The 8,150-nt window shown below is 41.3% G+C and carries 6 protein-coding genes; all 6 read left to right on the plus strand.

All coding sequences use genetic code 11. From position 1 onward, the window contains the following. The first annotated feature begins 23 nt into the window (after positions 1-23). The gene (gene rpoC, locus EO119_RS06405; protein ID WP_126941079.1) at positions 24-4,268 is read left to right on the plus strand and encodes a DNA-directed RNA polymerase subunit beta'; all 4,245 of its coding nucleotides are present in this window, start codon (positions 24-26) and stop codon (positions 4,266-4,268) included. A gap of 386 nt (positions 4,269-4,654) precedes the next feature. Continuing rightward, entirely contained in the window at positions 4,655-4,900 is a 246-nt protein-coding gene (locus EO119_RS06410; protein WP_009353939.1) for a ribosomal L7Ae/L30e/S12e/Gadd45 family protein, read from the plus strand. 75 nt (positions 4,901-4,975) lie between these two features. Continuing rightward, on the plus strand, positions 4,976-5,350 hold the full coding sequence (gene rpsL, locus EO119_RS06415; protein WP_009353904.1) for a 30S ribosomal protein S12: 375 nt from the start codon (positions 4,976-4,978) through the stop codon (positions 5,348-5,350). A gap of 46 nt (positions 5,351-5,396) precedes the next feature. After that, positions 5,397-5,867 carry a 30S ribosomal protein S7 gene (rpsG, locus tag EO119_RS06420; protein ID WP_009353884.1) on the plus strand — a complete coding sequence of 157 codons (471 nt, stop codon included), beginning with the start codon at positions 5,397-5,399 and terminating at the stop codon, positions 5,865-5,867. Between the two features lie 19 nt (positions 5,868-5,886). Further along, positions 5,887-7,962, plus strand: coding sequence for an elongation factor G (gene fusA / locus EO119_RS06425; protein WP_009353908.1), 2,076 nt, complete (start codon positions 5,887-5,889; stop codon positions 7,960-7,962). A gap of 81 nt (positions 7,963-8,043) precedes the next feature. Further along, a partial coding sequence (locus EO119_RS06430; protein ID WP_149306083.1) for a GTP-binding protein occupies positions 8,044-8,150 on the plus strand: 107 nt, incomplete at its 3' end.

The raw sequence follows: 8,150 nt of genomic DNA on the forward strand, positions 1-8,150 counted from the left end.
TCTCGTAAAGGAGGGAGCATACAGTGCTAGACGTAAATGAATTTGATTCCATGCGAATCGGTTTAGCTTCACCACAACAAATTTTGGAGTGGTCTCATGGAGAAGTTAAAAAACCTGAAACAATTAACTACCGCACCTTAAAACCAGAGCGAGATGGTTTATTCTGTGAGCGCATTTTCGGACCAACAAAGGACTGGGAATGTCATTGTGGAAAATATAAACGCATCCGTTATAAAGGTGTTGTCTGTGATAAATGTGGTGTAGAAGTTACTCGTGCTAAAGTGCGTCGTGAACGTATGGGCCATATTGAATTGGCTACACCAGTGTCTCATATTTGGTATTTCAAGGGTATCCCATCTCGCATGGGATTGATCCTTGACATATCCCCTCGTTCCTTGGAACGTGTATTATACTTTGCTGCGTATATCGTAGTGGATCCAGGTCAATCTCCATTGTCTAAACAACAATTGTTATTTGAAACTGAATTCCGTGAATACGAAGCCATGTTCAATGATGCTGACTATAAAATCGGTGGTAAAAGTGTCATCATTGAAACCATTGCACAACGTCGTGAACGTTTGCAATTAATCAATTCTGCAAAACACAAAGAAGAAGTGAATGCAGAGCTTGCGGCGAATACAGAAATTCCAGAAGAAGAAAAAGAATACGAAGTATTAACTCGTGAAGAAAAATTAGAGCTTGGTGCCTTAGAAGAGAATACATTCGTGTGTATCGATATGGGTGCAGAAGCGATTAAAGAATTACTTTGCGAATTAGACTTAGAAGCATTGAATGATGAGTTGCGCAGTGAATTAGAAACTGCTACAGGTCAACGTAAAGTTCGTGCCGTTCGCCGTTTAGAAGTAGTAGAAGCATTCCGTCAATCTGGCAATCGCCCAGAATGGATGATTATGGATGTAGTGCCAGTTATCCCACCTGAATTGCGCCCAATGGTGCAATTAGATGGTGGTCGTTTCGCTACCTCTGACTTGAATGATTTGTATCGTCGTGTTATCAATCGTAATAACCGTTTAAAACGTTTACTGGATTTAGGCGCTCCTGATATTATCGTGCGCAACGAAAAACGTATGCTACAAGAAGCTGTGGATGCGTTGATTGACAATGGTCGTCGTGGCCGTCCTGTGACTGGTCCTGGCAACCGTCCATTGAAATCCTTATCCGATATGTTAAAAGGTAAGCAAGGTCGCTTCCGTCAAAACTTGTTGGGTAAACGTGTTGACTATTCCGGCCGTTCCGTTATCGTAGTTGGTCCAGAATTGAAAATGCATCAATGTGGTCTTCCAAAAGAGATGGCATTGGAATTATTCAAGCCATTCGTTATGAAACGATTGGTAGAACGTGGACAAGCTAGCAATATTAAAGCCGCAAAACGTCAAGTAGAGCGTATCGGTGCTGGTGTTTGGGAAGCTTTAGAAGAAGTTATTAAAGAACATCCAGTATTACTAAACCGTGCCCCTACATTGCATAGATTAGGTATCCAAGCCTTCGAACCAATCCTTTGGGAAGGCCGTGCTATCAAATTGCATCCATTAGTATGTACAGCCTTCAACGCCGACTTTGACGGTGACCAAATGGCGTGTCACTTACCATTGTCCGTAGAAGCACAATCGGAAGCACGTACCTTGATGCTTTCATCCCATAACATCTTATCTACTAAAGATGGTAAACCAGTAGCAGTTCCATCTCAGGATATGATCTTGGGTACTTACTACCTAACAGTAGTTCGTAAAGGTACAGAAGATAAGGCAAAACGCTTTGCAAATTATGATGAAGTGATGTTGGCATATGATTCTGGTGCCATCGGCTTACAAGACGTTATCTACATTCGTATCGAAGGATATGGTCTAGTTAAAACGACAGCAGGTCGTTTGATATTTAACGAAGCTTTATATCCAGAAATCCGTCAATTTGTGAAAGAAGAAGACGGCACATGGTCCTTGGGTAAAGTCATGGATAAGAAAATGGTTGGTAAATTAGTCGACCAATGTTTCCAGGCGTTCGGCAATGAAAAAACTGCAGAACTATTGGACCGCATTAAATCCTTGGGCTACTCTTTCGCTCGCCGTGCTGGTATGACAATTGCTATTGCGGATATCAAAGTACCAGAAGTAAAAGCTGGTATTGTAGAAGAAGCAGATACAGAAGTTAATAAAGTATCCCGTCTATATCGTCGTGGTTTAATTACAGAAGAAGAACGTTACCGTAAAACGATCGAACTTTGGAATGAAGCTATCGACAATGTAACAGAAGCCATGATGGATAATATGGCGGCTGACCAAGATGGTTTCAACCCAGTATATATGATGGCGATTTCCGGAGCCCGTGGTAACAAACAACAGATTCGTCAGTTGGCAGGTATGCGTGGTTTGATGGCGGACCCATCTGGTCGTATCATCGACTTGCCTATTAAAGCAAACTTTAAAGAAGGTTTGACTGTATTGGATTACTTTACGTCCTCTCACGGTGCTCGTAAAGGTTTGGCCGATACAGCCCTTCGTACAGCTGACTCCGGTTACTTAACACGTCGTCTTGTTGACGTATCTCAAGATGTAATCGTTCGTGAGGAAGATTGCGATGTGGTAGGTATCGACTTAGCTCGTGAAAGAGCTCGCTTAGCGCGTAATACAAAAGATGCATTAACATACTTAAAAGATGATTTAATCGGTCGTGTGTTAGATCGCGATGTAGTAGACCCTATGACTGGGGAAGTGATTGCTGACGCTGAAAGCATCGTAACAGAAGCAACTATTGAAGCATTAGCAGAATCTCAAGTGAAATCTATCGCATTACGTGGTGCACAATTGGGTAGCGATAGCGACATCAACCATACTAACATTGTTCAAACCATTGCGTTAGGTGAAGTGGACGATACCATTCGTACGACATTACGCAATACAATGATTGAAAATATGTTGGGTAAAGATACTGTGTATCCTGTTATTGATAGTGAAGGTGTAGAAATCTTCCCTGCCCATACAGCATTAACAGAAGAAGCTATCGAAGCTATCTTGAACTCTGATGTAAAAGAAGTTCAAGTACGCAACAATGAAATTCATGGCATTGAAGTAGAAGCTATCGTGGAAGGTACTGGCGTTATCGAACCATTGAAAGATCGTATCGTGGGCCGTACAGCAGCAGAAGAATTAATCAATAAAGAAACTGGTGAAGTCATCGTTCCATTGAATGGTGAAATTACTGATGAATTAGCTGATGAAGTAGTAAAACATTACGACACAGTGAAAATCCGTTCTGTATTGACTTGTCGTTCTCCATATGGCGTATGTATGAAATGTTATGGCCGTGACTTAGGTACTGGTGGACAAGTACAAGTTGGTGAAGCAGTAGGTATCATTGCGGCACAATCCATCGGTGAACCAGGTACACAGTTAACAATGCGTACATTCCATACAGGCGGTGTTGCCGGCGATGATATCACACAAGGTTTACCTCGTGTCGAAGAATTGTTTGAAGCACGTCGTCCAAAACGTAATGCTATCATTGCAGAAGTAGAAGGTACTGTACGTGTCGTTCCTAACGATAATAAAAAAGGTACCAATACCATCTTCATTACTACAGCTGAGGGTGAAGAGTTTGATTACTTAATCCCTTATGGATCTCGCATCATTGTGAAAGATGGTGACGTAGTATCTTTAGGCGCACGTTTAACAGAAGGTTCCATTAACCCTCATGATATTATGCGTGTAATGGGTACAGAAGCAACGCAACGTTACCTAGTATATGAAGTACAAAAAGTATACAAATCTCAAGGTGTAGAAATTAACGATAAACACATCGAGGTTATCGTTCGTCAAATGTTACATAAAGTGAAAATTGAAGATGCTGGCGATGCAGATGTATTACCAGGAGATTCTATCGATGTAAATACATTTGAAGATGAAAACCGTCGGTTACGCTTAAATGGTAAAAAAGAAGCTACTGGTGTTCGTACACTATTGGGTATTACCAAAGCAGCCTTGGCAACCGACAGCTTCTTGTCAGCAGCTTCCTTCCAAGAAACAACACGTGTTCTTACAGAAGCAGCGATCAAAGGTAAAATTGATCCATTACTTGGCTTAAAAGAAAATGTTATCATTGGTAAATTAATACCAGCTGGTACAGGCATGAGCCGCTATCGTAAAATTAAGGTAGTAAAACATACGCCTGAATTAGAAGATCTAGTAGTGGATACAGAAGTAGTCAGTGCAGATGTAGCAAGTGAAACTACAGATGTAGAGACAGCAGAATAATATAAGACAATCAGACGAGCATAGATAGCTAGTTAACATTGTTGGAAGGAATAGCGGATAACAACCTGCAGGAAGTTATCCGCTTATTTCTTTATGTCATATAAAAAAATAATTTTATTATATCAATTTTGCATAGATAAAATACAAAAAAGAAAATACAATGCATATACATACAAATAAAGCACGATAACTGTATAAAACCAACTCAAAATATACAGAAAAACATATTTTTGAACCGCACGGAAGCATGTACATATAAAATGCTTTATTCTAGCGATTTGTAAGGGATAAAATCGTTTGACAGGGCATATAAACAATGGTAAACTAGTAAAGTGCTTAAGGAGCAGTGCGCCCTAAAGCAAGTAACGAATAAGAAGGAGACGCATATGACAATCGATATGCTTTCAAATGCAAATCTCATAATAGGAGCGAAACAAACCCGCAAAGCCGTGGGACGCGATGAAGTAGAGTGTGTATTTGTAGGTCTTGATAGCGATGACCGAATTATCTTGCCGATTCTGGAAATTTGTTTAGAGCACAATGTGCCTGTAGATCGAAATCATACGATGGAAGAACTTGGGCAAGCTGCTCATATTAAAGTAGGAGCTGCCGCAATCGGCGTGCTTCGCTAGTTTTGGTAATATCCGAACGATATATTATCGAGCGGATCAATTATAAATCTAATTGTTTGGAAAGGAGGTGCCCACATGCCAACTATTAACCAGTTAGTACGTAAAGGCCGTAAAACTTTAGTGCGTAAATCTGACTCTCCAGCTTTGAAAGAGTGTCCACAAAAACGTGGTGTTTGTACTCGTGTATACACAGCTACGCCTAAAAAACCGAACTCCGCGCTTCGTAAAGTTGCCCGTGTTCGTTTGACAAACGGTATTGAAGTAACTGCATACATCCCAGGCATTGGTCACAATTTACAAGAACACAGCGTTGTACTTATCAGAGGCGGTCGTGTTAAGGACCTTCCTGGTGTGCGTTATCACATCGTTCGTGGTGCATTGGATACAGCTGGCGTACAAAATCGTATGCAAAGCCGCTCCAAATATGGCGCGAAACGTGCTAAAAAATAATTTAGCATAAGATTAGAGAACACACATCGTTAAAGGAGGAATTGACATGCCAAGAAAAGGCCCTGTTGTGAAACGCGATGTACTACCAGATCCGGTGTACAATAGCAAATTAGTAACACGTTTCATTAACAAAGTAATGTACGATGGCAAAAAAGGCATTGCTGAATCCATCGTATATGATGCATTTGAAATTATTCGTTCCAAAATGGGTCAAGACCCTATGGAAGTTTTTGATCAGGCTTTAAAAAATGTAATGCCTGTATTAGAAGTACGTGCTCGCCGTATCGGTGGTGCTAACTACCAAGTGCCGGTTGAAGTTCGTGCTGATCGCCGTTTATCTCTAGGTATTCGCTGGATGGTAAACTATGCTCGTCTTCGTGGTGAACGCACTATGAAAGAACGTTTAGCAGGCGAATTAATGGACGCGTTCAATAATACTGGCGCAGCTATTAAGAAAAAAGAAGATACTCATAAAATGGCAGAGGCTAATAAAGCATTTGCTCATTACAAATGGTAATTAGTTAAGGAGAAATATAGTGGCAAGAGAAGTTTCTTTAGAGAAAACTCGTAATATCGGTATCATGGCTCACATCGATGCTGGTAAAACAACCACAACGGAACGTATCCTTTACTATACTGGTCGAGTTCACAAAATCGGTGAAGTACATGAAGGTGCTGCTACGATGGACTGGATGGAGCAGGAGCAAGAACGTGGTATCACTATCACGTCCGCTGCGACTACTACTCAATGGAAAGGTCATCGCATCAACATTATCGATACTCCTGGTCACGTAGACTTTACAGTAGAAGTAGAACGTTCCCTTCGTGTATTAGACGGTTCCGTAGCTGTATTCAGTGCGAAAGGTGGCGTAGAGCCTCAATCTGAAACAGTATGGCGTCAAGCGGATAAATACGGCGTACCTCGTATCGCTTATGTAAATAAAATGGATACAGTAGGTGCTGACTTCTTCCGCGTAGTTGATATGATGAAAGCTCGGTTAGGTGCTAATAGCGTAGCTATCCAAGTGCCTATCGGTGCAGAAGACACTTTCAAAGGTATCATTGACTTGGTAACTATGAAAGCTGAAATCTACATCAGTGATGACGGAAAAGAATACGAAATCACTGAAATTCCAGAAGAATATGCTGATGTTGCAGCAGAGCGTCGTGAAATGTTAGTGGATGCAGTTGCTGAAACTGATGACGAATTGATGGAAAAATATTTGGAAGGTGAAGAAATTTCTGAAGAACAAATTAAAGCAGCTCTTCGTAAAGCTGTGTGTGAAAACACATTGTTCCCAGTTCTTTGCGGTTCTTCCTACAAAAACAAAGGTGTACAAATGTTGTTAGATGCTGTAGTTGACTACATGCCAGCTCCAACAGATGTACCAGCGATTAAAGGTATCGACCCTAACACTGGTGAAGAGACAACTCGTCCTTCCACTGATGACGGTCCTTTCGCTGCATTAGCCTTCAAAATTATGGCTGACCCTTATGTTGGTAAATTAGCGTTCTTCCGTGTGTACTCCGGTACATTAGAGTCTGGTTCTTATGTATTCAACTCTACAAAAGGTAAAAAAGAACGTATCGGCCGTATCTTGCAAATGCATGCTAACAGCCGTCAAGAAATCGACCGCGTATACGCTGGTGACATCGCTGCAGCAGTAGGTCTTAAAGATACTACTACTGGCGATACACTTTGCGATGACAAAGCGCAAGTTATTCTTGAATCCATGGAATTCCCAGAACCAGTTATCTCTGTTGCTGTGGAACCAAAAACTAAAGCGGACCAAGAAAAAATGGGTATGGCATTAGCTCGTTTGGCTGAAGAAGATCCAACTTTCAAAGTTCGTACTGATGAAGAAACTGGTCAAACAATCATTTCCGGTATGGGTGAGCTTCACCTTGACATCATCGTTGACCGTATGAACCGTGAGTTCAAAGTTGACTGTAATGTAGGTAAACCTCAAGTAGCATACCGCGAAACAATTCGTAAAGCAGTTAAATCTGAAGGTAAATTCGTTCGCCAATCTGGTGGTAAAGGTCAATACGGCCATTGCTGGTTGGAAATCATTCCTCAAGAGCCAGGTGCTGGTTTCGAATTTGAAAATAAAGTTGTTGGTGGTTCTATTCCTCGTGAATACATTGGACCAGTTGAGAACGGTGTTAAAGAGGCTATGGAATCCGGTGTTATCGCTGGTTATCCAATGGTTGACATCAAAGTTATCGTATTTGACGGTTCTTACCATGATGTTGACTCCTCTGAAATGGCCTTCAAAATTGCAGGTTCTATGGGCTTCAAAGAGGGTGCTCGTAAAGCTGACCCAGCATTACTTGAACCATACATGGCTGTTGAAGTAGAAGTTCCTGAAGAATACATGGGCGACGTAATCGGTGATTTGAACTCCCGTCGTGGCCGTATGGATGGAATGGAAGCTCGCAACGGCTCCCAACATATCAAAGCATATGTTCCATTGAGCGAAATGTTCGGATATGCTACTGACCTTCGTTCCAAAACACAAGGTCGCGGTAACTACTCCATGACATTCGATCATTATGAAGAAGTGCCTAAGAAAATTGCTGAAGAAATTCAAGCTAAGAAAAATGGCTAATCAAAAGTGTATCTAGTGGGGCGTACAGCCCCACAGGATTACTATATATAAAGTTTTAATTATCCGGGAGGACAATTCAAAATGGCAAAAGCAAAATTTGAACGTAATAAGCCACACGTTAACATTGGTACTATCGGTCACGTTGACCATGGTAAAACTACTTTAACAGCAGCAATCACTAAAGTTCT

Source organism: Veillonella sp. CNR 79/14 (assembly GCF_003992185.1).
GTDB lineage: Bacteria > Bacillota > Negativicutes > Veillonellales > Veillonellaceae > F0422.

Excerpts from the sequence above, each read along its gene's own strand:
- rpsG (WP_009353884.1), top strand. The coding sequence starts at position 5,397 with ATGCCAAGAAAAGGCCCTGTTGTGAAACGCGATGTACTACCAGATCCG.
- EO119_RS06410 (WP_009353939.1), top strand. The coding sequence starts at position 4,655 with ATGACAATCGATATGCTTTCAAATGCAAATCTCATAATAGGAGCGAAA.
- rpsL (WP_009353904.1), top strand. The coding sequence starts at position 4,976 with ATGCCAACTATTAACCAGTTAGTACGTAAAGGCCGTAAAACTTTAGTG.